The organism is Natronospira proteinivora (assembly GCF_024170465.1).
Lineage (GTDB): Bacteria > Pseudomonadota > Gammaproteobacteria > Natronospirales > Natronospiraceae > Natronospira > Natronospira proteinivora.
Genome location: NZ_JALJYF010000001.1, coordinates 623,813 through 649,353, shown reverse-complemented (window position 1 = coordinate 649,353; position 25,541 = coordinate 623,813). Strand labels below are relative to the sequence as shown.

General features: G+C 59.7%; 25 protein-coding genes. 3 read left to right on the top strand and 22 right to left on the bottom strand.

What is annotated here, in order from left to right:
* Positions 1–11: 11 nt before the first annotated feature.
* From J2T60_RS03085 to surE, 3 genes are read right to left on the bottom strand one after another with little or no spacing between them, the layout of a single operon-like run.
* Entirely contained in the window at positions 12–593 is a 582-nt protein-coding gene (locus J2T60_RS03085; protein WP_253445275.1) for a YqaA family protein, read from the bottom strand.
* Positions 593–1,252, bottom strand: coding sequence for a protein-L-isoaspartate(D-aspartate) O-methyltransferase (locus J2T60_RS03080; RefSeq protein ID WP_253445272.1), 660 nt, complete (start codon positions 1,250–1,252; stop codon positions 593–595). The genes J2T60_RS03085 and J2T60_RS03080 overlap by 1 nt, the downstream gene beginning before the upstream one ends.
* A complete protein-coding gene (gene surE, locus J2T60_RS03075; protein ID WP_253445269.1) occupies positions 1,249–2,034 on the bottom strand; it encodes a 5'/3'-nucleotidase SurE in 786 nt (261 codons plus the stop codon). The genes J2T60_RS03080 and surE overlap by 4 nt, the downstream gene beginning before the upstream one ends.
* A gap of 144 nt (positions 2,035–2,178) precedes the next feature.
* Between surE and J2T60_RS03070 the strand changes: the two genes are divergently transcribed.
* Positions 2,179–2,724 carry a Smr/MutS family protein gene (locus J2T60_RS03070; protein ID WP_253445266.1) on the top strand — a complete coding sequence of 182 codons (546 nt, stop codon included), beginning with the start codon at positions 2,179–2,181 and terminating at the stop codon, positions 2,722–2,724.
* A gap of 16 nt (positions 2,725–2,740) precedes the next feature.
* Here J2T60_RS03070 and J2T60_RS03065 read toward each other — a convergent pair whose 3' ends face one another.
* The 4 genes from J2T60_RS03065 to ispF all read right to left on the bottom strand — a co-directional run bounded on the left by J2T60_RS03065 (position 2,741) and on the right by ispF (position 5,255).
* A complete protein-coding gene (locus J2T60_RS03065; RefSeq protein ID WP_253445263.1) occupies positions 2,741–2,887 on the bottom strand; it encodes a DUF3096 domain-containing protein in 147 nt (48 codons plus the stop codon).
* A gap of 76 nt (positions 2,888–2,963) precedes the next feature.
* The gene (locus J2T60_RS03060; protein WP_253445260.1) at positions 2,964–3,719 is read right to left on the bottom strand and encodes an enoyl-CoA hydratase/isomerase family protein; all 756 of its coding nucleotides are present in this window, start codon (positions 3,717–3,719) and stop codon (positions 2,964–2,966) included.
* Positions 3,712–4,761, bottom strand: a complete 1,050-nt coding sequence (truD, locus tag J2T60_RS03055; protein WP_253445257.1) for a tRNA pseudouridine(13) synthase TruD — start codon at positions 4,759–4,761, stop codon at positions 3,712–3,714. The genes J2T60_RS03060 and truD overlap by 8 nt, the downstream gene beginning before the upstream one ends.
* Complete coding sequence (gene ispF / locus J2T60_RS03050; protein WP_253445254.1) at positions 4,761–5,255, bottom strand: 2-C-methyl-D-erythritol 2,4-cyclodiphosphate synthase; 495 nt, start codon at positions 5,253–5,255, stop codon at positions 4,761–4,763. Before ispF ends, truD begins: the two co-directional genes overlap by 1 nt.
* Positions 5,256–5,388: 133 nt before the next feature.
* Between ispF and J2T60_RS03045 the strand changes: the two genes are divergently transcribed.
* Complete coding sequence (locus J2T60_RS03045) at positions 5,389–5,886, top strand: VOC family protein (protein ID WP_253445252.1); 498 nt, start codon at positions 5,389–5,391, stop codon at positions 5,884–5,886.
* Here J2T60_RS03045 and ispD read toward each other — a convergent pair.
* The 7 genes from ispD to J2T60_RS03010 all read right to left on the bottom strand — a co-directional run bounded on the left by ispD (position 5,883) and on the right by J2T60_RS03010 (position 13,368).
* Positions 5,883–6,566 (bottom strand): 2-C-methyl-D-erythritol 4-phosphate cytidylyltransferase, encoded by a 684-nt coding sequence (gene ispD / locus J2T60_RS03040; protein ID WP_253445250.1) that lies wholly within the window; start codon positions 6,564–6,566, stop codon positions 5,883–5,885. The two genes, J2T60_RS03045 and ispD, sit on opposite strands and share 4 nt — an antisense overlap.
* Positions 6,559–6,891 (bottom strand): cell division protein FtsB, encoded by a 333-nt coding sequence (gene ftsB / locus J2T60_RS03035; protein WP_253445248.1) that lies wholly within the window; start codon positions 6,889–6,891, stop codon positions 6,559–6,561. Before ftsB ends, ispD begins: the two co-directional genes overlap by 8 nt.
* Positions 6,892–6,965: 74 nt before the next feature.
* On the bottom strand, positions 6,966–8,258 hold the full coding sequence (eno, locus tag J2T60_RS03030) for a phosphopyruvate hydratase (RefSeq protein WP_253445246.1): 1,293 nt from the start codon (positions 8,256–8,258) through the stop codon (positions 6,966–6,968).
* Positions 8,259–8,325: 67 nt separating this feature from the next.
* The gene (kdsA, locus tag J2T60_RS03025; RefSeq protein ID WP_253445244.1) at positions 8,326–9,162 is read right to left on the bottom strand and encodes a 3-deoxy-8-phosphooctulonate synthase; all 837 of its coding nucleotides are present in this window, start codon (positions 9,160–9,162) and stop codon (positions 8,326–8,328) included.
* A 22-nt stretch (positions 9,163–9,184) separates the two neighbouring features.
* Positions 9,185–10,843: a CTP synthase gene (pyrG, locus tag J2T60_RS03020; protein WP_253447576.1), complete on the bottom strand. Its 1,659-nt coding sequence runs from the start codon at positions 10,841–10,843 to the stop codon at positions 9,185–9,187.
* Positions 10,844–11,002: 159 nt separating this feature from the next.
* Complete coding sequence (gene tilS / locus J2T60_RS03015) at positions 11,003–12,340, bottom strand: tRNA lysidine(34) synthetase TilS (RefSeq protein ID WP_253445242.1); 1,338 nt, start codon at positions 12,338–12,340, stop codon at positions 11,003–11,005.
* 71 nt (positions 12,341–12,411) lie between these two features.
* Entirely contained in the window at positions 12,412–13,368 is a 957-nt protein-coding gene (locus tag J2T60_RS03010) for an acetyl-CoA carboxylase carboxyltransferase subunit alpha (RefSeq protein ID WP_253445239.1), read from the bottom strand.
* Between the two features lie 227 nt (positions 13,369–13,595).
* Between J2T60_RS03010 and J2T60_RS03005 the strand changes: the two genes are divergently transcribed.
* Complete coding sequence (locus J2T60_RS03005) at positions 13,596–14,819, top strand: TolB-like translocation protein (protein ID WP_253445236.1); 1,224 nt, start codon at positions 13,596–13,598, stop codon at positions 14,817–14,819.
* Positions 14,820–14,895: 76 nt separating this feature from the next.
* Here J2T60_RS03005 and dnaE read toward each other — a convergent pair whose 3' ends face one another.
* From dnaE to bamA, 8 genes are all read right to left on the bottom strand, one after another.
* On the bottom strand, positions 14,896–18,420 hold the full coding sequence (dnaE, locus tag J2T60_RS03000; RefSeq protein WP_253445233.1) for a DNA polymerase III subunit alpha: 3,525 nt from the start codon (positions 18,418–18,420) through the stop codon (positions 14,896–14,898).
* On the bottom strand, positions 18,417–19,034 hold the full coding sequence (gene rnhB, locus J2T60_RS02995) for a ribonuclease HII (protein WP_253445230.1): 618 nt from the start codon (positions 19,032–19,034) through the stop codon (positions 18,417–18,419). The genes dnaE and rnhB overlap by 4 nt, the downstream gene beginning before the upstream one ends.
* On the bottom strand, positions 19,031–20,203 hold the full coding sequence (gene lpxB / locus J2T60_RS02990) for a lipid-A-disaccharide synthase (protein WP_253445227.1): 1,173 nt from the start codon (positions 20,201–20,203) through the stop codon (positions 19,031–19,033). The genes rnhB and lpxB overlap by 4 nt, the downstream gene beginning before the upstream one ends.
* Positions 20,204–20,234: 31 nt before the next feature.
* A complete protein-coding gene (gene lpxA / locus J2T60_RS02985) occupies positions 20,235–21,005 on the bottom strand; it encodes an acyl-ACP--UDP-N-acetylglucosamine O-acyltransferase (RefSeq protein ID WP_253445224.1) in 771 nt (256 codons plus the stop codon).
* Positions 21,005–21,442 (bottom strand): 3-hydroxyacyl-ACP dehydratase FabZ, encoded by a 438-nt coding sequence (gene fabZ / locus J2T60_RS02980; RefSeq protein ID WP_253447573.1) that lies wholly within the window; start codon positions 21,440–21,442, stop codon positions 21,005–21,007. Before fabZ ends, lpxA begins: the two co-directional genes overlap by 1 nt.
* Before the next feature lie 23 nt (positions 21,443–21,465).
* Positions 21,466–22,500 carry a UDP-3-O-(3-hydroxymyristoyl)glucosamine N-acyltransferase gene (lpxD, locus tag J2T60_RS02975; RefSeq protein ID WP_445376049.1) on the bottom strand — a complete coding sequence of 345 codons (1,035 nt, stop codon included), beginning with the start codon at positions 22,498–22,500 and terminating at the stop codon, positions 21,466–21,468.
* On the bottom strand, positions 22,500–23,018 hold the full coding sequence (locus J2T60_RS02970; protein ID WP_253445219.1) for an OmpH/Skp family outer membrane protein: 519 nt from the start codon (positions 23,016–23,018) through the stop codon (positions 22,500–22,502). The genes lpxD and J2T60_RS02970 overlap by 1 nt, the downstream gene beginning before the upstream one ends.
* A gap of 108 nt (positions 23,019–23,126) precedes the next feature.
* A complete protein-coding gene (bamA, locus tag J2T60_RS02965) occupies positions 23,127–25,505 on the bottom strand; it encodes an outer membrane protein assembly factor BamA (protein WP_253445217.1) in 2,379 nt (792 codons plus the stop codon).
* Between the last annotated feature and the right edge of the window lie 36 nt (positions 25,506–25,541).

Here is a 25,541-nt window from a genome sequence, read left to right as displayed (position 1 = left end):
AGCGGAAAGCATCAAGTCAAACGCCACCAGACAAAAACCAGCACCAGTATCAGCACCGTTAACCAACCGATAATGTCGATGTGCTGCTTAATCCGTGCCTCCACCGGCGGCCCGCCCCAGCTTATCAAGCCAGCCACCAGGAAGAATCGCCCCCCCCGCCCCAGGCAGGAAGCCAGAATGAACAGGGGCAGATTGAGAGACAGCACCCCGGCGGCGATAGTAAAGATCTTGTAGGGAATGGGGGAAAACCCCGCCAGCAGCACGGCCCAGAAACCCCAGTCCAGGAACCAGTCTCGGGCCCGTTCATAGGCCGGTGCATAGCCGGCCTGCTCAATCATGGGCATGACCAGTTCGACGGCAAAATATCCCATCAACCAGCCCACGATCCCCCCGGCCACCGAAGCCAGGGTAGTGATCAATGCAAACCGGAACCAATGATCCGGTCGGGCCAGGGTCATGGGGGCCAGCATCACATCCGGGGGCACGGGAAAGAAGGTGGATTCGGCAAAGCTCATCCCACCCAGATACCAGGGTGCCTTGGGATGGGCCGACCAACGCATCACCCGGGCGTAAAGAAAGGAAAAAATCCGCATCAGATCCGTCCGCCCCGCAGCGGCACGAAACTCACCAGCCCCAGGTTCTCCTGCTCCAGCTGATTGCCCACACGGTGGATACGCAGCAGTTCCTGACGCCCTGCCGGACCCACGGGAATCACCAGCACGCCACCGTCAGCCATTTGATGCAGCAGACTCTCGGGGACCTGCTCGGGGGCAGCAGCGGCCAGGATAGCGTCAAAGGGAGCGTGATCCGCCCAGCCCTCGAAACCATCACCATGCTGGAAACGAACATTACGAATCCCGATCTGGCGCAGGGTTTTCCGGGCCCGTTGCAGCAGGGCCGAGATTCGCTCCAGGGTGAATACCTGATCCACCAATCCACTCATCACTGCGGTCTGATAGCCACAGCCGGTACCGATCTCCAGTACCTTGCCGGGCCGGCCTGTCTCGACAATGGCCTCGGTCATACGCGCCACCACCCAGGGCTGGGAGATAGTCTGGCCATGGCCGATGGGCAGCGCTGTATCCTCATAGGCCCGGCTGGAAAGTGCCTCATCCACGAAAAGATGTCGTGGCGTATTGCGAATCGCTTCCAGCACCCCGGGATGACGAATGCCGTTTTCCTGAAGACGTTTGACCAGGCGATCACGAGTCCGCGCCGATGTCATGCCGATACCGTCAATGGGTGCGGTCATGCACTGCTTCCCTTTTGCCGCTTGTTCGAATCATTCTGCGCCGAGTCCAGCCAGCCGGCAATCTGATCCAGCGCCGCATAGCGTGTCAGATCCACCTGCAGGGGGGTGATGGACACCGCCCCGGCCCGGACGGCGTGAAAATCGGTTCCCGGCCCGGCATCTTCTTCCGAACCGGCCGGTCCAATCCAGTACAGGGGCCGGCCCCGTGGATCGGTGTCACGAACCAGGGCCTCGGCCCGCTTACGGTGGCCCAGGCGGGTGGCCTGAAAACCGGTGAGTGCCTCATAAGGGCGATCCGGCACATTCACATTGAGAATGGTATCCGCCGGCAAGGGTTCGGCGCGCATCCGCGCTAGCAGTTCGATAACCACCCGGGCCGCGGTCTGATAATGCTGCCCTTCCCCCAGCACCAGGGAGACGGCAATGGCCGGCAGGCCCAGAAAACGTCCCTCCATGGCTGCCGCCACAGTCCCCGAATAGAGGACATCATCACCCAGATTGGCCCCTTCATTGATACCGGATACCACCATATCCGATTGCTCATCCAGCAGGCCGGTAATGGCCGCGTGGACGCTGTCGGTGGGGGTCCCTTCCACGCAGTATCGACGTTCCCCGGTCTGGTGAATCCGAAGCGGCGTATCCAGGGTCAGGGAATTGCTGGCACCGCTGCGATTGCGATCCGGCGCCACCACCGTGACCTGACCCACAGCCGACAGGGCTTCTGCCAGCACATTGATGCCGGTGGCCAGGTAACCATCATCGTTGCTGACTAGGATCTTCAATACCGTCTCCGGAATCGGCGCATAAACGCGCCACACTATACTGGAAACCGCCCCGGTCCCGCATCTATTGGATACCGGGGGGTGCTTTCCCAATGCCGTCTTGTGCGGTATTTTCGTCGTTCCAGTCCCCATGGAGATGCTGTCATGGCCAAGCGCAAGACACCCCTCTCCGAGGACGAGATCGCCCTGTTTCGTGAAAGCGTGGGTGATATCAAGCCCATACGGGACGATGCGGCTGAAATAGAAGCCCCGCGGCCGCCCGCCAAAGCCCGTTTTCGGCGCCGTGATGATGCGGCTGTGCTGGACGAATCACTCAATGGTGACTGGGATCAGCCACTGGAGACCGGCGAAGAACTGCGCTTTGCCCGGGCGGGTCTGCGGGACGACATTCTCAAACGCCTGCACAAGGGCCGAATTCCGGTCAAGGATGAGCTGGACCTGCATGGCATGAACTGGAAGGAAGCCCGGGAATGTGTGGCCTACTTTCTGGCCGACTGCCGGGAACTGGACATCAATTGTGTCCGTATTGTCCACGGCAAAGGACTTCGTTCGGGCAATACCGGGCCGGTACTGAAATCCAAGCTCAACAGCTGGCTGAGAAAACGCGAAGATGTGCTGGCCTTCTGCTCGGCACGGCCCGATGACGGAGGAACCGGGGCCGCCTATATCCTGCTGGCGACCCGCAGCTAGCCCACTGACTTTCCGCTCAGGTCACATAGGGCAGGATCTTCAGCACCCCATAGACCAGCAGAAAGATCGCCACCACGTAATTGAGCAGCTTGGGCTTCACCAGGATCAGAATCCCGGCGATGATCGCGAGCAAGCCCAACAATAGATTCACATCAATATTCATAGCCTTCTCCTGACAACACACATTTCAATCACACTGCCCCGAAAGGGGCAGGGTTTCGAACAGGACAGAACGGTGGCTACTTGGACGCAAGCCGCTCCACCAGGGCATGCATCGCACCCTGGGTTTCGCTACTGAACCAGACATCGCTCATGGCTTCACAGGTCTCCCTGTCCACCGCGCCGAACAGGTCCACCAAATCGGCCCGGGCTACGCGACGGGTGGCAGCCACCGCCACCGGCGGCTGGGCCGCAACGTGAGTGGCCCAATCCAGGGCTGACTGTCGGGTGGCCCCGGGATCATCAGCCAGGGCATCCACAAAGCCGATACGCAAGGCTTCCTCCGGCAAAATCAGTTCCCCGGCAGTAAGCAACCGATTGGCCGTTCCACCCCCCACCAGTCGCTTGAGACCATGACAGATTACATCCGGAACAGGAAGCCCCACCTGAACCTCGTTGAGGCCGATGCGAAACTCCCCCCGGCTCATCACCCGTTGATCACAAAAAATCGCCAGTACCGCGCCCCCAGCCGGACTATGCCCGGTAATAGCGGCCGAAACCGGCACCGGGCATTCCGCCAGCCGACGCATCAGCCCGAAGAAATCCCCCCAAAAAGTGGTGATCTCGTCACGAGACAGGCGTAACAACATGGGCACATCCAGCCCTGCCGAGAACATCTTCTCGCCACCGGACAACACCACCGCCCGGGCCCCCTGGGCCACTGCATCAGCAAGTTTCTGATCCAGGGCCTGGATCAGGTCTGGATTCAAGGCATTCACCGGCGGCCGATTCAGTCGCAGCTCGACCACATCTCCATGCTCATGGCTTTCAATCATGCTCGGCTTCCTCTATGTCAAAAATTTCTCGCAGAACGGTGGTGGCAAAGCCACCGGCCGGAAGGAAAAAACGGAGCCTCAGGGCCTCCCCATCTCGCGTCCATTGCAACTCCCGCACCGGCAAACGCAAGGGGCGGCGATCCTGTTTCATGCGGGCCGTCTCAAGTTTGGCCACCACGGCCGGCCAACGCGAGGCCACGGCATTTTCCAGCTGGGCCACAACCTCCCCGGCCGGACTGTCCCCTTCACCCCACAAGGCACCACTGGGATGCACATCACCACGACGGCAGCGGTCCGCCAGGGCCGTATCGTCTGATGCCGCCTGAAAATGGCTGCGGCTACCATCCAGGATCATCAGATCACCGGGAACCGGCCGACACCAAGTATCCGCCTCGACTCTTTCAGCCAAAATGGTATTGAACAGCCAGGAACGACCTGCGGACAGAAGAATGCCCCGTAGGGGATTACGGCGGGGCAGCTTGCCATTCAACAGACGGCATACATTATCCCCATCCCGGCCGAATCGCTGGGGGCCGTAATAGTTGGGCACGCCCAGGCTGGCCACCACCGCCAGTCGACGATCCAGTTCGTCCTCGCCGGCCTCGACATCGCGTACCACCAAACTGAAGTGATTCCCCGACAGGCTGCCGGTCCGGAGTTTCTTGCGATGACGGACCACTTTGAGCACCCGGGCATCTTCCAGGGACCAGCTCATGGGATCCTGATCACCGGCGGGCACACTGAACCACTGGCGAGTCACCGCATGACGGTCCTTGAGACCAGCATAGCCCACATCACCCTTGCCCACGCCCGCCAGCCGCGCCAGCTGTCCCGCCACCCAGGGGGTATTGGCCCCCCACTTCTCCACATAGAGAAAACAATGCCCCCCCTCCCCGTCCGGTTCGAAGGAGAGCTGCTCCTCCACCCGGAAATCACTCTGGCTGACCCGGATCCGGCCACTGCCCAAGGGACCGCCATGGGCGTGGGGCAGCTTGCTGTCTTCAAAAACCGGCGGCTGCTGACTTGCTTCCTCCACAGACATCAGCATTTCCCCTCACTCGGCGCAAGCAGTACCACCGCGTGGGCAGCCAGCCCCTCTTCCCGGCCCAGGGCCCCCAGGCGTTCCGTGGTGGTGGCTTTCACATTGACCCGCTCTCGGGGCAAGCCCAGGTCTCCGGACAGCACCTGACGCATCTCGGCCACATGGGCCTTCATCTTCGGTGCCTCGGCCACCAGGGTTATATCGGCGTGGATTGGCGACAGGCTCGCCTCGGCAAGACGATTCATCACCTGCTGCAACAACACCCGACTATCGGCACCGGAGAATTGGGGGGCGTCATCGGGAAACAACTGGCCGATATCCGGCATGCCAGCCGCCCCCAGCAAGGCATCACACAGAGCATGCAATCCCACGTCACCATCGGAATGGGCCCGGACCCCGCGACTGTAGGGAATCCTCACCCCGCAGACCATGACATGATCGCCTCCGGTAAAGGCATGGACGTCATAACCGTGCCCAATCCGTAAATCCAGCATCAAAAGCTCCCGACCGCTGCGCCAAAGGCGGCATTATCCCACGGGAGACGTCTTCACGCATGGGCTCACTGGGCCTTCGAGTGATTGGATGGTAGAGTCTTGCGGTTCTGATCCCCCAATACGAGCGTCCATCATGGCCCAGCGCCTGCGTTTCGCACATGTCAATCTGGTGGCAAGAGACTGGCGGCGGCTGGCGGATTTCTATGAGCGCGCTCTGGGCTGCACGCCGCTCCCCCCCGAACGGGATTACGCCGGCCGGGAGCTGGAGCGGGGAACCGGTATTCCCGGCGCCCGGCTTCGGGGTGTTCATCTTCGCCTGCCGGGTTACGAGGAGGGTGGTGGACCAACGCTGGAAATCTTTCAGTATGACCCGCAAGGCAATGACCCGCCCCGGCAGGTCAACCGCACCGGTTTCGGCCACATCTGTTTTCAGGTGGGCAATGTTGAACAGGCTCGCGAAGCCATTCTGAACAATGGCGGGCAGCCGGTGGGGGATGTGGTCACCCTCTCGCCCAGCGTCTCGGCACGGGTCACCTGGTGCTACCTGAGCGACCCGGAAGGCAACATCATTGAACTGCAGCGCTGGAGCCCCTTTGGCTTTCGACCAGCCAGCGACAGTCACTCGCGCTAGAGGAAGGCCAAATCCTCCGGATAGGTCACCTTGAGATTGCCGGGCTCACCCATCACCAGCTGAACCGGCCCGCCCGCCGCTTCCATGGCCGCGGCTTCATCGGTGGGCAGGCTTGATCCGGAAAGAGCCTCTTCCAGCGCCTGCTTGAGGGCTCCCAGGGGAAACATCTGCGGCGTTTGAGCCTGCCACAGGTCTTCACGGGACAGAGTCGCGGTGATGCGGCCATTGCCATCGCCGCGCTTGAGGGTATCGCGAACCGGTAATGCGAGGATGGCCCCTTCACCCGATTCCCGGCATTGGGCGATAAGCCGTTGCAGGGCCTCGGCGGACAGTCCGGGCCGGGCAGCGTCATGAACCAACACCCAGTCAGCGGCCTCGGCCCCCTGATCCAGCAAGGCCACCAATCCCTGATAAACCGAATGGGCCCGCTCGGCACCGCCGGCGCAATGCATCACCCGGTCATCATCGGCAATGGCCTGATCCGGCCAGAATGGATCGGGCTCCGACAGCGCCACCATCACGCCACTCAGCTCGGCACCTTCCAGCAAGGCCTGAACACTGGCCTCCAGCAAGCTGCGGCCATCGGCCAGCAGCTGATATTGCTTTGGCCGTTCACCACCAAAACGATGGCCAATACCGGCGGCAGGTACCAAGCCCCAAAGCCGGGCCGTATCACCCATCCTCTGGCTCCTGGCCTTCCTCGAAGGCCTCTTCCGCTTCCCGCAAGGGCCGGTCCAGTTCGATCACTTCGTAAAAGACCTCGCCCTCCCGCACCAGACCCAGCTCACTACGGGCCCGTTCCTCAATGGCTGCGGAACCCTCACGCAGATTTTCCACTTCCGCTTCTAGGGCCTCATTACGGGTGCGCAACGCCTGATTCTCTTCCTCCTGGGCCTCGATCTGCTGGCGGAGTTCCCAGATTTCCGGCAAGCCACCCCGCCCGGTCCAGAGTTGTACCTGGAGCACAATCAGGATCAACAACAGGATGGCTAGCAGGGTCCGCATCAGGACAACACTCCCGGCGAATCAATGGCCCGCCGCATGCACAGGGCCCACATGGGCCCACTCATTGACTATTATCAGCCAATCTTCACACGAGCCGGGAAGGCATCCCGCCCCGGATATCGGGCCCGTTTGCCCAACTCACCCTCGATTCGCAGTAATTGATTGTACTTCGCCATGCGATCCGAACGACAGAGAGAGCCGGTCTTGATCTGGGTCGCCGTGGTGGCCACCGCGATATCGGCGATGGTGGCATCTTCGGTCTCACCGGAACGATGGGAGACCACAGCAGAATAACCGGCCTTGGTGGCCATCTCGATGGCGGCCAAGGTTTCGGTGAGTGTACCGATCTGGTTGGGCTTGATCAGGATGCTGTTGGCTACATCCCGGTCAATGCCGTCCTTGAATATCTTGGTGTTGGTCACGAACAGGTCATCCCCCACCAACTGGACCTTGTTGCCCAACTCCCGGGTCAACACTTCCCAGCCGGCCCAATCGTTCTCGTCCATGCCATCTTCAATGGAAACGATGGGATAGCGATCCACCAAATCCCGCAGGAAACCGGCGAAACCTTCTGCATCAAAGCGCTTGTTCTCTGAGGCCAGCTCATAGACCCCATCCTTGTAGAACTCGGAACTGGCCACATCCAGACCCAGCATCACGTCCTCACCGGCCTTGTAACCGGCCTTCTCGATGGCCTCGATAATGGTTTCCAGGGCGGCTTCATTGGAGGGCAAATCGGGTGCAAAGCCCCCTTCATCCCCCACCGCGGTGCTCAAGCCGCGGATGTTGAGCACCTTTTTCAGGTGATGGAAAATCTCCGCCCCCTGGCGCACTGCTTCGGACAGGCTTTCGGCGCCCACCGGCAGGATCATGAACTCCTGAATATCTACGCTGTTATCGGCGTGGGCGCCCCCGTTGACGATATTCATCATGGGCACGGGCATGCCGGTGGCCTGATCGCCGCCCAGGTGGCGGTACAGCGGCAAGCCTTTGTCTTCAGCCGCCGCCTTGGCGGCGGCCATGGAGACCGCGAGAATGGCATTGGCGCCCAGCCGGCCCTTATTCTCGGTCCCGTCCAATTCGATCAGGACTTGATCCAGGGCCTTTTGATCACTGACCTCAAAACCCTTGAGGCGATCCAGGATTTCCTCGTTCACATGCCCGACGGCCTTGGTCACGCCCTTGCCCAGATAACGGCTGCTGTCCTGATCCCGCAGCTCCACTGCCTCGTTCACGCCAGTAGAGGCCCCGGAGGGCACAGCGGCTCGGCCCAGGGTGCCGGAATCCAGAATCACATCCGCTTCCACGGTGGGGTTACCTCGGGAGTCCACGATCTCCCGGCCAATGATGTGCTTGATGGTCGCCATAGTCATTTTTTCCGAATCGAGATACCAGATGATTTCAAAAACTGTCACCGCGAACGCGGTGAATTATTCAGGATAGAGCGTCTTCCAGGAAGGGCCCGGATTTGACCGCATCATCCAATGCCTTCAAGGAAGTCAGCAGGGCCTCAACCTGATCCAGAGGCATGGAGTTGGGCCCGTCACACAGGGCCTCATCCGGCTTGGGATGGGTTTCCATGAACAATCCAGAGACACCGGCCCCCACGGCCGCACGGGCCAGAACAGGAATAAACTGGCGTTGCCCGCCGGAACTGCCACCCTGCCCGCCCGGCAACTGGACGGAGTGGGTGCAATCGAAAATCACCGGCGCGCCGGTTTCCCGCATGATGGCCAGGCCCCGCATATCGGAGACCAGATTGTTGTAGCCGAAGGAAAACCCGCGTTCGCTAACCATGATGCGCTCATTGCCGGTACTGCGGGCCTTTTCCACCACCTTGCTCATTTCCCAGGGCGAGAGGAACTGGCCCTTTTTGATATTCACGGCCACATTATGGGACGCGGCATTGGTGATGAAGTCTGTTTGCCGACACAGAAAAGCCGGGGTCTGAATCACATCCACCACCGAGGCCACTTCATCGATGGGAGTATATTCATGAACATCGGTGGTCACCGCCACACCGATGTCCTTCTTGACCTTTTCCAGGATTCGCAGCCCCTCTTCCAGCCCCGGGCCCCGATAACTGTTCAGGGAAGTGCGGTTCGCCTTGTCAAAGGACCCCTTGAAAACATAGCCAATTCCGAGTCGTTGCGTGACTTCCTTCAGATGGCCTGCCACTTCCAACGCCAAAGACTCACTTTCCAGCGTGTCCGGGCCGGCAATCAGGAAAAAGGGTTGATCCAGACCTACCTGAAAATCACCAATATTCATACCTTGTCTCCTTGAGTGATGCTCAGGCCTTGTCCGATGCCACGGACGCCTCGGTCTTGCCCACTTGCGCATGTTCCCGGGCTGCCGTCACAAAGCCCTGGAACAAGGGATGACCATCCCGGGGCGTGGAGGTGAATTCCGGATGGAACTGCACGCCCAGGAACCAGGGATGGTCCGGCAACTCCACAATTTCCACCAGATCATCCACAGACACGGCAGAGAAGATCAGCCCCTTGCCCTCAAGCTGCTGACGATAATTGTTGTTGAACTCGAATCGGTGTCGATGTCGCTCATTGATCTGGGTCGCCCCATAGACTTGATTCGCCAAGGTCCCTTCCTTGATGTGAGAGGTCTGGGCACCGAGCCTCATGGTGCCACCGAGATCGGAGCCTTCGCTGCGCTCCTTGGTGGACCCTTCCCGGTCCAGCCACTCGGTAATCAAACCCACCACCGGGTGTTCATTGTGGGGCGCGAACTCGGTGCTGTGAGCACCTTCCAAACCAGCCACGTGACGAGCAAAATCGATCACCGCCACTTGCATGCCCAAGCAAATTCCCAGATAGGGGACCTTGTTTTCCCGGGCATAACGGGCCGCCGCGATCTTGCCTTCAATGCCCCGCTCACCAAAACCGCCGGGCACCAGAATGGCATCCATTCCATCCAGCACATGGCCGCCTTCGCGGGTCAATTGCTCGGAATCGAAGTAATGGATATTGACCTTGGTGCGGGTGTGGATACCGGCGTGCTTCAAGGCCTCGTTGAGTGAGATATAGGCATCGGCCAATTCCACATACTTGCCCACCATGGCGATGTTCACTTCCGCCTCGGGGGCGCGTAAAGCCTTGATCACGGTTTCCCATTCATGCAGATCGGCCTTGGGAGCCTCGATACCGAACTTCTCCACCACTAGCTGATCCAGACCCTGGTCCCGCAGATGCATGGGAATCTCATAGATATCCGCTGCATCGGCCGCGGAGATCACCGCCCTTTCTTCCACATTGGTGAACAGGGCGATCTTGCGGCGCGCGTCCTCCGGCAGTGCATTCTCGGCCCGACACAACAGGATATCCGGCTGGATACCGATGGAGCGCAGTTCCTTGACCGAATGCTGGGTGGGCTTGGTCTTGATTTCGCCGGAGGTGGCGATATATGGGACCAATGTCAGATGCATATACAGGGTGCGCTGCTTGCCCAGTTCAACACTGAGCTGTCGGATGGCTTCCAGGAAAGGCAGGGATTCGATATCCCCCACCGTGCCGCCGATCTCCACCAGACAAATGTCCGCATCACCGGCCGCTTCCAGTACCGAGCGCTTGATCTCATCGGTGATATGGGGAATCACCTGCACGGTCCCCCCGAGATAATCCCCCCGGCGCTCCTTGCGTATCACGCTTTCGTAAATACGGCCGGTGGTAAAATTGCTTTTCTGGCTGGTGGTGGTACGAATAAAGCGCTCGTAATGGCCCAGGTCCAGATCGGTTTCGGCACCGTCTTCGGTAACAAAAACTTCACCATGCTGGAAGGGGCTCATGGTACCGGGATCCACATTGATATAGGGATCCAGCTTGACCATGGTCACGTTGAGTCCCCGGGATTCGAGGATGGCACCAAGGGAGGCGGCCGAGATTCCCTTGCCCAGGGAAGAAACAACACCGCCGGTTACGAAAATAAAATGGGTCATGAGGGGGTCCCGAATTTCTGGAGATACCCGTTTGCCGAACCCCCAATCCAGGGTGGCCGACAAGGCGAGACAAGCGGCCTCGTCGCGTGCTTGCAAGACGGGCCAGAATCGGGACGCAAACTTACCAGAACACCCCCCTTTCCTCAATGCGAAAGGCGCTCAAGCCGGGGCTTTGCGCCACACGATCCGGTACCCGAAAAGCCCGTTTTCGGCGGCATAAGAGGGGTCCAGGAGGTTTTCACCGGCGGCGACAATTCTTTCCCCATCCCGAAGAATGGGCAGCCAATCTCGCTGCTCTGGCGGAATTTCCGCAAGCCGCATCCATTCCTTCAGTCGTCGATGATGGCGACCATCGTGATATTGCTCACCACCCTGGCGATAACAAACCGTGGGCGGGCCACGGAACTTGCTCACATCCAGCCCCCCCGAGGCCGTGGACTCAAGCAGCAATTCGCCATTGCCCGGCAATGCCAGCGGGGCGGACAAATCCTTCCATTCCCGATCGTCCTTCTGGGCCGGCACGGATCGGGATGCGGGTGCTTCCGGCACACAATATATCCGCCCGCCATGGCGACGCAGCCGCAGACCGGCCAACAACAGTTCCGGCTGGGCATCCACCCGCGCCTGGAGCACTTCACGGTCCAATCTCGCCAGGCCCGCGCTGGAAGGAAACTCACCGGCCTGATCACGAATCCAGTAACGCAGCAGATTGTGCCGTCGGGCCGCTCTCATCCCGTGTAATGCCGCTACCGAGAGCCCTCCGCCCGAGGCGGCTGTCCGCCGGTCTTCCCCGGCCAAGCTCTCCAGCAACTCGGCTTCCTCGGCCAAGTGCCTTGCTGTACCCGCGGCCAGGGCCGCCGCTGCGGGCCAGCGCTTTTTCAAGCGCGGCAGAATCTGGTGGCGCAGATAGTTACGATCAAAACGGGCTTGTTCATTGCTGGGATCTTCCAACCAGCTCAGATGATGCCGCTCGGCATAATGGGCCAGCGCTTCCCCCTCCACCGCCAGCATGGGTCGCAAGAGGCGGCCAGGGCCCAGTGAACGCTCAGCCCGAATCCCGGCCAGGCCGCGGCCACCGGTGCCCCGGACCAGGCGATACAAAAGGGTCTCCAGCTGATCATCCGCGTGATGAGCCGTCATCAACACATCATCCGGCCCCAGGAAGTCGGCCAGTACAGCATAGCGGGCGGAGCGGGCCGCCGCCTCCAGGCTCTCCCCGGCACCGTGATTGACTTGGACACGACGTGATTCGAAAGCCACGCCAAGGTGGTCACACAACACACGGCAGTGCTCGACCCAATCCGCCGAGCGGGGATGCAGGGCGTGATCAACATGAAGGGCAGTCAGTGGGAATTCGTCGCCGTAGGTGGCCAGCAGGTGCAGCAGAACCGTGGAATCCCGGCCCCCTGAGAGGGCCAGAAAGGCGCGCCGGAAAGGACTCTTTTCCTGGAGAAAAGCCAGTACGCGGGCGATGATCTGATCGGATTCACACCACATCGCGATCCCCCCGCCCATTGAGGCCGGCGGGGCGGATGCCGCCGGCCTCAATCATTGAATAAGCCGAGAACTTACTCCTTGAAACGACCGAAGCCCATCAGCTTCTTGTAGCGTCGCTCCAGCAGTTCATCCATGGGAATCTGATCCAGCTTCTGGCGGGCGCCGGACAAGGATTGCTTCAGGGTCTCGCCCATGGCATCCCAGTCCCTGTGGGCACCGCCCAATGGTTCTTCCAGGATATTGTCAATCAACTCCAATTCCCGAATCCGCTCGGCGGTAATCCCCATGGCGGCGGCGGCATCAGAGGCCTTCTCCGCACTGCGCCAGAGAATGGAGGCACAGCCTTCCGGTGAAATCACCGAATAGATGCTGTGCTGCAGCATGGTCACCCGATCACCCACGCCAATACCCAGGGCACCACCGGAACCACCCTCACCAATCACGGTGCAGATGATCGGGGTACGTAGCCGCGACATTTCGAACAGATTGCGGGCAATGGCCTCACTCTGGCCCCGCTCTTCTGCCCCAATACCGGGATAGGCGCCCGGGGTGTCAATCAAGGTCACCACCGGCACCTGGAAACGCTCGGCCATTTTCATCAGGCGCAGTGCCTTGCGATAACCCTCGGGCCGCGGCATACCGAAGTTGCGATAGACCTTTTCCTTGGTATCCCGCCCCTTCTGATGACCGATGACCATCACCGGATGCCCTTCCAGGCGGGCCATCCCGCCCACGATGGCCGGATCATCCGCATAGGCCCGATCACCATGGAATTCCTCGAAATCGGTGAACACCCGTTCCAGGTAATCCACCGTGTAGGGCCGCTGGGGATGGCGGGCCACCTGAGCCACCTGCCAGGCGCTCAGGGAAGAATAAATGGACTCGGTCAGCGAGCGGGACTTGTTCCTCAGGCGGGCGATTTCCTCATTGATATTAATGGCTGAGTCATCACCCACATAACGCAGCTCCTCGATTTTCGCTTCCAGCTCGGCGATGGGCTGTTCGAATTCGAGAAAATTGAGATTCATCACTATCCTTCCAGGCTGAGCGGTAAGCTCCTAATTGTACGGTCATTTGCCCGGAAACGCTACGGCCTCGGCCAGCCATCCGGATCATTTCTTGCTGTTTGAACCACTCCCCGGGCCCGACAAATGGATCACCCCGTGTGGTACCACGTTCGGGGGGTAACCCCGCCAGGCGCGGCAGTGGACAATTGCCCTCGACTAAGCAACCCAACATTCAGGAGTCCACTTTCATGTCTTGCAAGCAACGATTGTTTCTCAGCCTGGCGGCCCTCGCGGCCTTCACTCTCTCCGCCTGCCTGGATTCCAGCGACAGCAGCGCTGACATGAATGAGACGGGCCCCCAAGCAGATACCAGCGGCTACAGCGGTCTCATTGCCTGGAGTGACGTCAACATCATTATCGGCGGGCGCGAACTACGTGTCTGGGACCTGGAGACCAGCGAATTCATCCTACAACTTTCCGATGATGACCCGGATCACCACGTCTCCCGCATGAACACCGAGCTGAGCGGCAATGGTGCGACGCTGATCTATGTGCAATCTCATCGCTTTGAGGGAGACCGAAGCCAACTGGGTCAACTGCACGCCCACGCCCTCGATGGAGATTCAATTGAAACCCTCCCCCGAGAAGACGCCACAGGCGGCTTCCTGCGGGATGCACTCTCCCCTTCCATCAATGCCGATGGCAGCACCGTGGCCTTTGCCGAACATCGCTACGAGATTGGTGAGGGAGATGAAGTGGGCGATCCCATTCATCAGAACATCGCCATCTGGCATCCGGGACAGGACAATGCCCAGGTTATTGCCGAAGACCTGAGCGATATTGTCTGCCCGCGTATTGATGATGGCGGCGCCCGAGTCGTGGCTGCGGTGGGAGAATCTTTGTACCACATGCCGGTAGGTGGCGGCGCCATGACCGAGATTCCCCTGGATGAGAATGTGGTCAGCGAGCTACTACCCACCGTGGATGCGGCCAACCGTTGCTGGATACAGTTGAGCGGTGACGGTCAACGCGTGGCTTTCACGGGCAGGAGCCACGACGGAGACACCACTGGTATTTTCATTACCGATGTGGAGAGCGGCGCAACACAGCAGGTGGGACTGAATATCGAAGAGGAGATCGTCCCCTACCTTTCGAGCTGGGACATGAGCCGCAACGGCCAGCGGATGTTTATCCAGACCTACAGCGAAATCGATGATGGCGCGAACGTTGCTCGGCGCAGCTACACGGTCGAGCTCAACAACCCGGAGCAGGCCACCCAGATTCACGAACGGACGGTAGTGGCCGGCCTGCCCATTGTCGCTATTTCGCGGAATGGGGAAACCCTGGCCCATCGGGAGCAATCCCCCGACACAGGCGAAGGGACCCTGCAAATCTGGCGATTCAACGGTGACGACCCCCGGATCATCGAGGACTCGGAATCCATGATTGCGGCCCCCAGCTTTACCTTCTAGCCGGGACCGCGAACCATCTCAGCAACCCACCCGGCCTTGGTGGCTAACTCAAGGCCGGGCGGGGCTGTCCAGGCTTCTATCCGGTTTCCACTTCCGTGCTGGGGCGGCGATAGACCCGACGAATATGCCCCTCCCCCAGGAGTTTCTCCAGCTGCTGTAGCAGGGTGGTGGTGGGCCGCACCTGCCACTCCTCGCCCAGAGGAATCTTGGCTTCCGCCATGCCGTTGATGTAATGAACGGTAATGCGGCAACTGCCTTCCCGGTGTGGCTCCAGGGTTCGCTTGAGCCGTCCCACAAATTCCCGATCCACGGTATCGGGCTGCCAACGCAGAACCAGGCCCCGTAACGCCGCTTCCCGGGCCTCATCCATATCGATGACTTCCTTGACGTTGATGCGCCAGCCATTGATGAACTCATCAAAGCCCACCCGCCCCTGAATAACCAGCAAGGCATCCTTGGAGAGCAAGTGGCGGAAGCGATTGAAGGTATCCTCGAACAGGGTGGCTTCAATCCGGCCGGTACGATCATCCAGCACCAGGGACATGCGCCCGCCTCGTTTTTTCATTTCCACCGCCAGGCCGGCGACGGTCACAAAACGTTGCTTGCGGCGCCCATAACCCCCGCCTTCAGTATCCGGCTCGGCAGCGATCAGGGTCCCGATACGGGCGGTGACCATTTTTTCCAGCTCTTCCTCGAACTGGCGAATTGGATGTCCGGTCAGGTAAAGGCCCAGGGTCTCCTTCTCGGCCGCCAGGCGATCCAGCTCCTCCCATTCAGGCAGTTCGGGAACAGGCGGATACTCGCTGGCTTCGCTCACATCCGGGCCGGCCGCCAGACCAAACATGTCGTTCTGGCCCGCCTCCCGTGCCCGCCGGGCCTGGTCGGCTCGCTGCAGGCATTCCGGCAAGGCACCGGTCAGACTGGCCCGGTTCGGACCCAGGGTATCCAGGGCCCCGGCCCGGATCAGCGCTTCCAGCACCCGGCGGTTCACCTTCTGCAGGTCCACCCGACGGCAGAGATCTTCCAGGTTCTGATAGGCTCCACCCTGACGGCGCTCTTCCAAAATCACATCGATGGCCGAGCGCCCTACTCCCTTGATGGCCCCCAAACCATAGCGGATTTGCCCTTCTTCATTCACGGTAAAGGGATGATCCGAGTGGTTCACATCCGGTGGATGGATGGTCAGACCGGCATTGCGGCAATCCTCGATCAGGACCACAATCTTGTCGGTGTGGTCCATATCCGCCGACAGGGTGGCGGCCATGAAGGCGGCCGGATAATGGGCCTTGAGCCAGGCTGTCTGGTAGGACAGCAGGGCGTAGGCAGCGGAGTGGGACTTATTGAAGCCGTAACCGGCAAACTTTTCAATCAGGTCGAAGATATACTCGGCGGTCTTGGCATCCACCCCGCGCTCGGCCGCCCCTTCCTGGAACACCTTCCGCTGGCGGGCCATCTCCTCCATTTTCTTCTTGCCCATGGCCCGACGCAGGATATCGGCACCACCCAGGGTGTAGCCCGACAGGACCTGGGCGATCTGCATCACCTGCTCCTGATACAGGATCACCCCGTAAGTGGGCTCCAGCACCGGCTCCAGGTCCGGATGGGGATAGTTCACATCGGCCCGACCATGTTTGCGGTTGATGAAATCATCCACCATACCCGACTGCAGGGGGCCCGGCCGGAACAGCGCTACCAGGGCAATAATGTCCTCGAAAGTGTCCGGCTGCAGACGGCGGATCAAATCCTTCATGCCACGGCTTTCCAGCTGAAAGACCGCCGTGGTGTTGCAACCCTTGAGCAGCTCGAAGGTGGGCCGGTCATTCATGTCCAGGCGGGCAATATCCAGGGGTTCCAGCCCCTCCCGCTGGCGCTGCCCATCGGCAATCTTCACGGCCCGGTCGATAATGGTCAGAGTGCGCAGTCCCAGGAAATCGAACTTCACCAGGCCGGCAGCTTCCACATCATCCTTGTCCAGCTGGGTCACCGGATTGCCGCCACCAGGTTCCACATACAGCGGTGTAAAGTCGGTCAGTACCGACGGAGAGATCACCACCCCCCCGGCGTGCTTCCCGGCATTGCGGGCCAGCCCCTCCAGTGACAGGGCCCGATCAATCAGGGTGCGGACTTCCTCGTCTTCGTCATAGTTCTGACGCAGCTCATCGTCTTCTTCCAGCGCCCGCTCAAGGGTCATGCCCACTTCAAAGGGAATCAGCTTGGCAATCCGGTCCACATAGCTATAGCCGTGGCCAAAGACCCGGCCCACATCCCGCACCACGGCGCGAGCCGCCATGCTGCCGTAGGTAATGATCTGGGAGACCTTCTCGCGGCCATACTTATCGGCCACATATTCGATAACCCGGTCCCGCCCTTCCATGCAGAAATCCACATCGAAGTCAGGCATGGATACCCGTTCCGGGTTGAGGAAGCGCTCGAACAGAAGATCGAATTCCAGCGGATCAAGATCAGTGATCTTGAGTGCATAGGCCACCAGGGAACCCGCACCGGAACCCCGCCCCGGTCCCACCGGAACCCCATTGTCCTTGGCCCATTGGATGAAGTCCGCCACCACCAGGAAGTAGCCGGGAAAGCCCATGGAATTGATAACTTCGAGCTCGCTGTCCAGGCGCTCGTAATAGGGCTTGATCTTGCTTTCAAGCTCCGGGGTTCCCGGGGGGAATATGGCCTTGATCCGCTCTTCCAGGCCCTTGAGAGATTCGTCCCGCAGGTAGCTTTCAGCGCTATAGCCGTCCGGAATCGGGAAATCCGGCAGATAGTTCACCCCCAGCTCGATCTCCACCGTACAACGGCGGGCAATCTCCACCGTGTTCTCCAGGGCTTCGGGGATATCCGAGAACAGCTCCACCATCTCGGCGGGGGTTCTCAGGTACTGGGTGGGAGCGTAGCGCCGGGGCCGGCGAGGATCATCCAGCGTCCGGCTTTCCTGAATGCAGACCCGGGTCTCATGGGCCATGAAATCATCTTCGGTCAGAAAACGCACATCGTTGGTGGCCACCACGGGGGTGCCGCTATTGGCCGCCAGCTCCACCGAGGCATGCAGGAGGTCCTCTTCCCCTTCTCGGCCGGTGCGAATCAGCTCCAGGTAATAGGATTCGGGGAATCTAGCCTGCCAGAAGGAAAGCGCTTCCATGGCCTGGGGAGTTCGCCCGGACAATAGCGCCCGGCCCACATCCCCGTCACGCCCCCCCGACAGTGCAATCAGTCCTTCACAGCTTTTCTGGTCCAACCAGTCACGATGAACCAGAGGGCGCCCACGGTGCTGTCCTTCGGTATAGGCGCGGGTAATAATTTCGGTGAGATTGCGATAACCCTTGTTGGTGCGGCAAAGCAGGGTAATGCGGCTGGGCTGATCGCGATCGTCCGGCTCGTCAATCCAGAGATCCGCCCCAATGATGGGTTTTACGCCCTTGGCTTCACAAGCGGTATAAAATTTCACCAGGGCGAAGAGATTGACCTCATCGGTCATGGCCACCGCCGGCATACCCGATTCGGCCACCGTATCCACCAGTTCTCCCACCCGGACGACACTGTCCACCAGGGAATACTCGGTATGAACACGAAGATGGACGAAATCCGGCGTCATCCGCTTACCTCATCGTAAAAACGGCGAACAGGGGCAAAACTGCGGCGGTGGATGTCACAGGGGCCATGGATGGCCAGGGCCGCCATATGGGCCTTGGTGGGATAGCCCTTGTGTCCCGCGAAACCGTATTCAGGATAGCGCTTGTGGGCCGCTTCCATCCAGCGGTCCCGCGCCACTTTGGCAATTATCGAGGCCGCAGCAATCTCGGGCACCCGGGCATCCCCGCCCACCACGGCTTCTCCCGGAATGGAAAGCCTGGGCAGGCGGTCGCCATCCACCCGCGCGGCCTGGGCAGCCGGTTCCAGCGCGGCCACGGCATCCGACATGGCCTGGAGAGAGGCCTGCAGGATATTGAGTTCATCGATCCCTTCAGCGGGAATGCTGGCGATGGCATAGGCCATGGCCCGCTCCCGAATAAGTGCGTCCAGGCTATCCCGCCGTCGGGGGGTGAGCTTCTTGGAATCGGCCAGCCCGGTAATGGGCCGACCCGGGTCCAGGATCACCGCCGCCGCCACCACCGGCCCGGCCAGTGGACCTCGACCCACCTCGTCAACGCCGCAGACACGGCATCCGTCCATCCAGTCCAGCCCCAACTGCGCCTGACTCGCGCTCATGAGGCGGGGGTTTGAGCGGAGTGCCGGGTAGCAGCAAGTTCCAGAATGGCACGGGCAGCGGTAGCCGGCCCCGCAGCTCTCAGGCTGTCGGCCAGATCCCGGCATTGCTGGCTCATGACAGTCCGGCGGCCCGGATCGGCCAGCAAGGCATCCACGCTCCCGGCCAGCTTGGCGGGGGTAGCCTCGGACTGAAGATGCTCAGGGAACATGGCCTGCCCGGCCAGCACATTAGGCATGGCCACCCATGGGGTCTTGATCAATTTAAGGCCCCGCACCAGGGCATGGGTCAGGGGGCTGACTTGATAGGACACCACAGTGGGCCGCTCCAGGAGCATGGCCTCCATGGTCGCGGTACCGGAGGCGGCCAGAACCACATCCGCTGCGGCCATGGATTCCCGGGCCTTCCCGCGGACCATGTGTACGGGGAAGTCCATCCGCCGCCATTCCGGCAGGGACGCAAAGGCCGCTTCCGCTTTCTCCCCGGCCATGGGTACCACAAAGCTCAAGTCCGGGCGCTTGGCCCTGAGCGCACGAGCGGTTTTCAGGAACAAGGGCCCCAGGCGGCTGACTTCACCCGAACGGCTCCCCGGCAACATCGCCACCACTTCCCCGTCCACCGGCAGTGACAAGGTCTTGCGGGCCACAGCTTGATCCATGGGGCCCTCAATATCGGCAGCCAAGGGGTTACCAGCAAACAGGGCCTTCAGCCCGGTGCCCCGGTAACAATCCGGCTCGAAGGGAAACAGGCACAGCAACAGATCCGCCGCCTCCGCCACAGTATTCACCCGCCCTGCCCGCCAGGCCCAGACGGTGGGGCTCACATAATGCACAGTGGGGATTCCGGCTTTGCGAACACGTTTCTCAAGACCCAGGTTGAAATCCGGGGCATCAATGCCGATAACCACATCCGGCTCGTCTTCAATCAGATACTGAACCAGGTCGCGTCGCAGACGCAGTAGTCGGGGCAAATGCTTGACCACTTCACTGATGCCCATCACGGACAGTTCATCAATATGACCGATTTCCCGACAACCCTCGGCTCGCATCTTGGGACCGGCCACCGCTTCGAAGCTCACATCCGGGTGCTGAGCCTTGATGGCCCGCATGAGGTCTGCACCCAATTGATCCCCTGAAGCTTCCCCGGCAATCAGGGCCACTCTCAATGTCATGCCAAGCTCCCGGCAGAATCCACCTTCCGCCTCAACGCACAATACTGCGGTTGGTATCCCGAATGAAACGCACCATGGCATCCACTTCCGGGGATTTTCGAGCCTCTTCCTCCAGCTCCTGCAAGGCCTCCTCCAGACGCAAACCGGAACGGTAGAGCACCCGGTAGGCATGACGAATGGACTGAAGTTGCTCGCGGCCAAAGCCTCGGCGCCGTAGTCCCACGGCATTCAGGCCGTGGGGATCGGCCGGCATCCCGGAAACAGTCACATAAGGCGGCACATCCCGGGTCACCCCCGCATCCATGGCACAGAAGGCATGCTCGCCCACGCGACAGAATTGATGAATCTTGCTGAATCCCCCCAGGACGGCGTAGTCCCCGATATGCACATGCCCGGCCAGAGTGGCGGCATTGGCCATGATGGTATGGCTGCCAACCTTGCAGTCATGGGCAATGTGCACATAGGCCATGATCCAATTGTCGTCACCAATGGCCGTGACCCAATCATCCTTGACCGTGGCCCGGTTAATGGTGCAGCACTCGCGGAAGGTATTACCGTTTCCAATCTCCAGGCGAGTGGGCTCGTTGTTGAACCCCTTGTCTTGCGGAACCTCACCGATGGAGCAAAACTGGAAAAAATGATTATCATGACCAATCGTGGTCGGGCCTTTGATCACAACATGGGGCCCCACCACGGTGCCGGATGCAATACGTACATCCTTTCCGATAATGGAGAAAGGGCCGATCTCCACGCCTTCGCCAATCTCGGCTCCCGGATCAACCACTGCCCGCGGATCAATCATTACTCAATCTCCCGCGCCGCACACATGACCTCTGCCGCCGCGGCGACCTGGCCGTCTACTTCCGCCTTGCAATCAAACTTCCACATCCCTCGGCTGTTGCGGATGATGGTGGAATGCAGCATCAGTTGATCGCCCGGCTCAACCACCCGCTTGAAACGAGCCTTGTCGATGCCCACAAAGTAAAACAACATATTGTCGTCGGGGGGATTGTCCTGGGTCTCGAAAGCCAGCAGGCCGGAGGCCTGGGCCATGGCTTCAAGAATCAGAACACCGGGCATCACGGCCCGCTGAGGGAAATGTCCCGGAAAGAAGGGCTCATTGACGCTGACATTCTTCAGCGCACGAATGAACTCGCCGGGTTGGCATTCCTCCACCCGATCCACCAAGAGAAAGGGGTAGCGATGGGGTAGCCATTCTTGGATGCGATGAACATCCATTGTAATTGGGGAACTCACGGTTTTTATTCTCCCTTTTGCTTTTCCGACCGCTCCAGGGCAGTCACCCGGCGGGCCAGATCGTCCAGTTTTCGAAATCGGGCGCTGTTCTTCCGCCAGGCAGCAGAATCATCCATGGGCAAACTACCGGAATAGACGCCCGGCTCGGTGATGGAGCGGCTAACCAGTGTCATGGCCGTCACCACGGCGCCATCCACGATACTCAAATGCCCGGCAATGCCGACCCCGCCGGCGATCATGCAGCCCTTTCCGATACGGCTGCTACCCGCTATGGCGGTGCATCCGGCGATGGCGGTTCGGGCACCAATCTGAACATTGTGTGCGACCTGAACCTGATTATCCAGTTTCACATCATCTTCAATGATCGTGTCCTCGATGGCTCCCCGGTCCACGGTAGTATTAGCCCCGATTTCCACCCGGTCACCGATTTGCACGCCGCCCAGCTGGGGCACCTTGACCCAACCCTGCTTATCCGGCGCAAAGCCAAACCCGTCCGCTCCGATGACCACCCCCGGGTGCAAGACACAGTTCCTCCCTACCCGGCAATGGGCCCCGATCACCACCCGAGGCGCCAGAACAGACCCCCCTCCGAGCTGGCAAAAGTGCCCCAAATACACGCCTGCGCCCACCACCACCGACTCGCCAAGGATGACCCCTTCTTCAATCACGGCGCCTGCCGCCACATGGGCGGTGGGCGGGACCGTAACATCGGGATGAATATTGGCACTGGGATGAACACCGGCCTCAGGACGGCGGGGGGGGTGCAACAGGGCCGCCGCCCGGGCATAGTCGGCATAGGGGTTATCGCTGACAAGAGCATCCACCGGACAGGCTGACAGAGAACCCTCGTCCAGAATCACCGCCCCGGCCCGGCTAGCTGAAAGATGGGCGCGATACCGCTCATTGGCCAGAAAGCAAAGCTCACCCGGCCCGGCGGATTGAATGGTGGCAACCCGCCTTATTTCCTTTGCGCCGTCACCTTCCAGCCTAAGGCCCAGGGCGTCAGCCAATTCACCGAGTGTCACTGCGGACCCCGAAATCAGCTGTTGTCTTCGTGGCGCTGTCTAAGGCGTTCGAGGATGGTGTCAGTGATATCCACCGAGCTGGATGCGTAAAAAACGCCTTCACCCACCACCAGGTCCAGATCGTTGGCCCGGGCATACTCCTGAACTTCCGTCATAATCAACCGCTGAAGATTGCTCAGCGCCTCATTACGGCGAGCATTGAAATCCTCGGCCAAATCACTCTGCATTCGTTGCAGACTTCGCTGAAGATCACGGAATTCGCCTTCCAGTTCACGCCGCTCATCCGAGCTCATGACATCAGAATCCCGCTCCAGGCGATTCTGGATGTTTTGCATGCGCTGCTGACGCTCCCGCATCTCGGACTGGGCAGGCTCAAACTCACGCTGCAGCTGTTCGGATACATTCTGCGCTTGCGGGCTTTGTTCCATCACCCGGTTCACATCAACAAAGCCCACACTCATTTCAGCCATGGCCGCATTGGCGAACAAGGTAAAAGTCAGGCTAAAAATCGTGACTGCTAGAAACTGTCTCATTGGCAACTCTCCCGAAGCATGTATGCATTCATTCACGGCGAGGACACCTATCCCGCCATTGTACCCCCTCGCGGCCCCTTAGGCAGCATTCGGGCATCTCCATTTGACTTAAAAACTGCCACCCAGATCAATTTGGAAGCGATCAACAATACCCCGCTCCCGATCTTCATCACGAACATTAATCGGCCTGGCCAAACTGAAACGAAGCAGACCCATGGGTGTCAGCCAGTTGGCGCCAACACCCACCGACGAACGCAATTCATCCGTGCTGACATCATCGATGTCGTCCCAGACATACCCCGTATCGGCAAAGACAAAGAACCTATATTGGGCGGCCTGCCCACCACCATCGTCAGCAAAGAAGTTGGGCAAAATCAATTCTGTCTGTAGGTTTGCCTTGGCCGAACCCCCATAGGGCCTATTGTTAGAGTCCAGCGGGCCCAATCGAGCGTTTTCATAGCCACGGACGGATGTGGTGCCGCCACTGAAGAAACGGCGGAAGGGGGGGAGCTCTTGGGTATCATTCCCATAGGGCTCACCATAGCTAACTTCACCATCCATCTTCAGTATCCACTCATTACCCAAGGGCAGGAAGGATGTCTGGTTCACACGACCAACCCAGTAATCCAAGTCCAACCCAGGAACCGACACATCCAGGCCCACGAGCCGACGAGTACCCCGGTCAGGGAAGATAGCACGGTTCCGCGTATCCCGGACCCAGGCCAGATTCAGCTCTGCTGAATCCATCCTGGAACCGGCGAATTGTCCGCGGGTAAACTGTTCACCGTGATTAACGATGAAGTTGCGATATTCATCCGAGGTGCCGCTCTGCTGAATAAACTCACTGCGACGAACACTGCCACCCACCCGAATCGAATCATATTCCGAAATGGGGAAGCCAAAGCGCAGATTCATACCAGCACTCTTAGTGGAAACCGGGGACTGGCCAACCGCAAACAGTGACTGACTATTGTAGAAGCCACCGATGGTTCTTGAGACCCCATTCCGGGTGGCATAGGGATCAGTATGATTGAGTTCCACGAACTCACCCAACTGATTGGACTGAACTTGTACTTGCCCCTGGTGACCCAGACCAAAGAGGTTATTGTTCTGAACGGAAACATTGGCGGACAGCCCGGTGAACCCACCATAGCCCACACCAACCTGGAACTGACCAAAATTCCGTTCCTCAACATTCACATCCAGGTCCACAGTGTCGGGGGACCCTTCTACCGGTACTTCTTCAATATTCACCTGCTGCACAAAAGGTAGTCGCTGCATGCGAACACGCGAGCGGTCCAAATCCACATTGGCAAGTGGCGCACCTTCAAACTGGCGCATTTCTCGACGATAAACCTGGTCATCGGTGGTATCACTGCCAGAGAAACGGATTTCACGAACATATATCCGCTGACCGGGATCAACAACGAAAGTCAGGGCTACTTCCTGGTTCTCCCGATCCAACTCTGGCATGGGCCGGACTTCGGCATGAGCATAGCCTGAGGCGCCCAAGCGCTGTTCAATGAACTCAGCACTCCGATTGGCCTTGGCCAGGGAGTAGGTTTCACCCGCCTGAACTTGAACAAAGGCTTCCAACTGCTCCGCTGGAACCGGAAATTCGCCAATCAGCTCCACATCACTGACGGTGTAGACCTCACCTTCATCTACATGAATGGAAAGGTACATATCCCGGCGATCCGGACTAATGGAGACCTGAACCGAATCAATGCCGAAATCAGCATAGCCTCTATCCATATAATAGGAGCGCAAGGCTTCCAGATCACCCGTCATCTTCTCTCGGGAATACTGGTCCCGGGACGACATCAAGGTTCTCCAGCCAGCCGGGCGCAATTCCATCTGGCCCTTCAATCGAGAATCATCAAAGGCCTCATTCCCCACCAGATTGATCTGCCGAATACGTGCAACCCGGCCTTCCTTGATTTCAATATTCAACGCCACCTGATTGGCATCAAGCTCCCTGACACTGGGGGAAATCTCGACACCATATCGCCCCTGGGCGTAATAGGTCTGATACAACTCCTGTTCCAGCAGCTCCACCACCTGCTCATTGAGTACCCGGCCTTCAGCAACCCCCTGTTCCCGCATGGCCTGGCGAAGCATCTCGGTCTCGATCTGCTGGTTACCGGATATCTCCAGACGGGCAATGGTTGGCCGCTCTTCTACACCTACAACCAGGGTGTTCTCATCGCGGGACAGGATGACATTATCGAAAAATCCAGTGGCATAGAGCTCTCGAATGGCATCACGGATTGCCGACTGGTCTGCCCGATCTCCAGGCTCCAGGGGCAAATAGCTGAGAACCGTGCTTTCGGCTATCCGCTGGAGTCCTTCCAGGCGAATATTCTCCACAACAAAGCCGTCAGGTGATTCTTCAATCAGAGACTCCGGTGGCTCCACCTGGGCCGAAACCGGGGCGAAGGAAACGGCAAGCGACAAGCCAAGGAACAGAGTGCTTACGACTCTCAAAATTAGACCTCGTCTATCGTCTGGAGGACGCCAAGC

What these genes read in the sequence shown, in the direction of transcription:
- kdsA (WP_253445244.1), bottom strand. Translation starts at nt 9,162, where the DNA reads ATGAATATTGGTGATTTTCAGGTAGGTCTGGATCAACCCTTTTTCCTG.
- J2T60_RS03070 (WP_253445266.1), top strand. Translation starts at nt 2,179, where the DNA reads ATGGCCAAGCGCAAGACACCCCTCTCCGAGGACGAGATCGCCCTGTTT.
- pyrG (WP_253447576.1), bottom strand. Translation starts at nt 10,843, where the DNA reads ATGACCCATTTTATTTTCGTAACCGGCGGTGTTGTTTCTTCCCTGGGC.
- lpxA (WP_253445224.1), bottom strand. Translation starts at nt 21,005, where the DNA reads ATGATTGATCCGCGGGCAGTGGTTGATCCGGGAGCCGAGATTGGCGAA.
- J2T60_RS03080 (WP_253445272.1), bottom strand. Translation starts at nt 1,252, where the DNA reads ATGACCGCACCCATTGACGGTATCGGCATGACATCGGCGCGGACTCGT.
- J2T60_RS03005 (WP_253445236.1), top strand. Translation starts at nt 13,596, where the DNA reads ATGTCTTGCAAGCAACGATTGTTTCTCAGCCTGGCGGCCCTCGCGGCC.
- J2T60_RS02970 (WP_253445219.1), bottom strand. Translation starts at nt 23,018, where the DNA reads ATGAGACAGTTTCTAGCAGTCACGATTTTTAGCCTGACTTTTACCTTG.
- truD (WP_253445257.1), bottom strand. Translation starts at nt 4,761, where the DNA reads ATGTCTGTGGAGGAAGCAAGTCAGCAGCCGCCGGTTTTTGAAGACAGC.
- J2T60_RS03045 (WP_253445252.1), top strand. Translation starts at nt 5,389, where the DNA reads ATGGCCCAGCGCCTGCGTTTCGCACATGTCAATCTGGTGGCAAGAGAC.
- lpxB (WP_253445227.1), bottom strand. Translation starts at nt 20,203, where the DNA reads ATGACATTGAGAGTGGCCCTGATTGCCGGGGAAGCTTCAGGGGATCAA.
- J2T60_RS03060 (WP_253445260.1), bottom strand. Translation starts at nt 3,719, where the DNA reads ATGATTGAAAGCCATGAGCATGGAGATGTGGTCGAGCTGCGACTGAAT.
- J2T60_RS03085 (WP_253445275.1), bottom strand. Translation starts at nt 593, where the DNA reads ATGCGGATTTTTTCCTTTCTTTACGCCCGGGTGATGCGTTGGTCGGCC.
- fabZ (WP_253447573.1), bottom strand. Translation starts at nt 21,442, where the DNA reads ATGGATGTTCATCGCATCCAAGAATGGCTACCCCATCGCTACCCCTTT.
- J2T60_RS03065 (WP_253445263.1), bottom strand. Translation starts at nt 2,887, where the DNA reads ATGAATATTGATGTGAATCTATTGTTGGGCTTGCTCGCGATCATCGCC.
- eno (WP_253445246.1), bottom strand. Translation starts at nt 8,258, where the DNA reads ATGGCGACCATCAAGCACATCATTGGCCGGGAGATCGTGGACTCCCGA.
- J2T60_RS03010 (WP_253445239.1), bottom strand. Translation starts at nt 13,368, where the DNA reads ATGAATCTCAATTTTCTCGAATTCGAACAGCCCATCGCCGAGCTGGAA.
- ispD (WP_253445250.1), bottom strand. Translation starts at nt 6,566, where the DNA reads ATGGGTGATACGGCCCGGCTTTGGGGCTTGGTACCTGCCGCCGGTATT.
- rnhB (WP_253445230.1), bottom strand. Translation starts at nt 19,034, where the DNA reads ATGAGCGCGAGTCAGGCGCAGTTGGGGCTGGACTGGATGGACGGATGC.
- ftsB (WP_253445248.1), bottom strand. Translation starts at nt 6,891, where the DNA reads ATGCGGACCCTGCTAGCCATCCTGTTGTTGATCCTGATTGTGCTCCAG.
- dnaE (WP_253445233.1), bottom strand. Translation starts at nt 18,420, where the DNA reads ATGACGCCGGATTTCGTCCATCTTCGTGTTCATACCGAGTATTCCCTG.
- ispF (WP_253445254.1), bottom strand. Translation starts at nt 5,255, where the DNA reads ATGCTGGATTTACGGATTGGGCACGGTTATGACGTCCATGCCTTTACC.
- tilS (WP_253445242.1), bottom strand. Translation starts at nt 12,340, where the DNA reads ATGTGGTGTGAATCCGATCAGATCATCGCCCGCGTACTGGCTTTTCTC.